Raw genomic sequence first — 1,887 nt, 5'->3', positions numbered from 1 at the left:
GCGCCACCCGGCCCGGCGCCACCCGGCCCGGCACCGCCCCGGCCCGGCACCGCCCCGGCCGGCGGGATCAGCGCCCGCGGTCCCCCGCCGCGCGCTGCGCCTGCTCCCGGCAGGTCGCCAGGTCGCCCAGCACCGCGGCCGCCGGGTCGGCGACCCGGTCCCGCGCCACCTGCGTCACCGCCGCGACCAGCCGCGCCCGCGCCGCCCGTGCCCGGCCCCGGGCGAGCACCCGCGCGAGCACCGACGCGAGCAGCGCCAGCAGCGCCCCCGCGAGCAGGCCGCCGGCGAGCAGCGCGGTCGGCACCGGGAACGGCCCCCACTCCGGCGTGCGCGGTACGGGCAGCTGCAGGTACGCCAGCCCGGCGAGCGCCCCGAGCCACGCCGCGCCCGCCACGGCCGCGGCGAGCAGCAGCCACTGCAGCAGCCCGGCGACCCGCACCCACGCCCCCGGGCGGTCCGGCAGCAGCGCGGTGCCGCCGACGGCGCGGTCCAGGTCGTCGGCCAGGTCGGCCGCGCCGACCGCGTCCCGCACGGCGAGCGCCCAGGCGTCCGGGGCGTCGGTGGTGGCGCCGTCCACGTACCGCCGCACGGCGGAGGACGCGGCCGCACGCGCGGCGGGCCCCGCGGGGGGCAGCGAGGTGCGCTCGACGGCCCCCGGCTCGGCCGGGTCGACGGAGCCGGACCGACCCCGGCGGCGCCCGGGCGCGACGCCGGTCGCCAGGTGCAGCCGGCGCAGCGGGTCGGGCCGGAGCCGGGCGAGCCAGCGCACCGGCGGCCACCCGGCCCGCGCGGACGCCCGCCGCACCGCCGCGCGGCGCACCGCCTCGACCACGACCGGCACGCCCGCCGCCTCGGCGAGTGCGTCCGCGAGCGCCGGCAGCCCCGCGTCGTCCCGGCCCCGGCGCCGCCCGGGCGCGGCACCGCACGCGTCGAGCACCCGGCGGGCCGCCACCTCGACGTCGGCCGTCATCCGGGCGACGGCCACCCGGCGGCGTTCGGCCGCGTCGTCCAGGAGGTCGCGCAGCGCGGGCACCCCCTGCCCGGTGCGCGCGGAGACGGCGAGCGTCCGCACGCCCGGCAGGCCGTCGTCGGCCGCGAGCCGCCGCAGGTCGGCCAGCACGGCGTCGACCTCCGCGGGCGCGAGGCGGTCGGCCTGGTTCAGCACCAGCACGACGACGTCCGCGTGCCGGGCGAGCGGACGCAGGTAGCGCTCGTGCAGCGCCGCGTCGGCGTACTTCTGCGGGTCGACGACCCAGACCAGCAGGTCCACCCGCTCGATCAGGTGCTCCGCGCGCAGCCGGTGCGCCTCGACCACCGAGTCGTGGTCCGGCAGGTCGAGCAGCACCAGCCGCGACCCCGCGGCACCGGGCCCGCCCGGCAGCCCGTGCCGGCGACGCACTCCGAGCCAGTCGAGCAGCGGCTCCGCCCCCGCGCCCCGGACCGCCGCGAGCGCCTCGCCGGTGGTCGGCCGCTGCACGCCGGGGACCGCGATGTCCTCGCCCACCAGCGCGTTCATCAGCGACGACTTGCCCGACCCGGTGGCCCCGGCGAGCGCGACGACGGTGTGCTCCGCGGACAGCGCCGCGCGCTCCCCCACCCGCGCCAGCACCGCCCGGCCGTCCGCGACGGTGGCGGCGGGCAGCCGGCCCTCCCCCGCGTCGAGCGCCGCGGTGAGCGCGGCGACGCGGTCGTGCAGCGGGACGCTCATCCGCGGTCCTCCCGGCCGAGCAGCCGGCGCCAGAACCCGCCGCGCGGGCGGTCGGCGTCGCCGGCGGCGCCCGCACCCGGGGAGCCGCCCGCGGCGGCGCCGGTCAGGCTCCCACCGACGGGGCCAGCGGCGCCCGTCCACGTCCCCCCGCCCCCGACGCCCGGCGTCCGCCCCGGCCC

The 1,887-nt window shown here is 82.9% G+C and carries 1 protein-coding gene and 1 pseudogene; both read right to left on the bottom strand.

What is annotated here, in order from left to right; all coding sequences use genetic code 11:
* Positions 1-67: 67 nt before the first annotated feature.
* A complete protein-coding gene (locus tag MHY85_RS20890) occupies positions 68-1,708 on the bottom strand; it encodes a GTPase (protein ID WP_239200367.1) in 1,641 nt (546 codons plus the stop codon).
* Positions 1,705-1,887 (bottom strand): annotated as a pseudogene (locus MHY85_RS20885) (conjugal transfer protein TrbL); the annotation flags it as partial. The pseudogene MHY85_RS20885 and the gene MHY85_RS20890, both read right to left, overlap by 4 nt.

This window comes from Cellulomonas sp. ACRRI (assembly GCF_022346185.1).
Taxonomy (GTDB): Bacteria; Actinomycetota; Actinomycetes; order Actinomycetales; family Cellulomonadaceae; genus Cellulomonas.
Note: the sequence above shows the minus strand (reverse complement) of the source record. Positions and strands in the feature narration are given on the sequence as shown.

Coding starts and splice junctions, on each gene's coding strand:
- MHY85_RS20890 (WP_239200367.1), bottom strand. CDS start 1,708: ATGAGCGTCCCGCTGCACGACCGCGTCGCCGCGCTCACCGCGGCGCTC.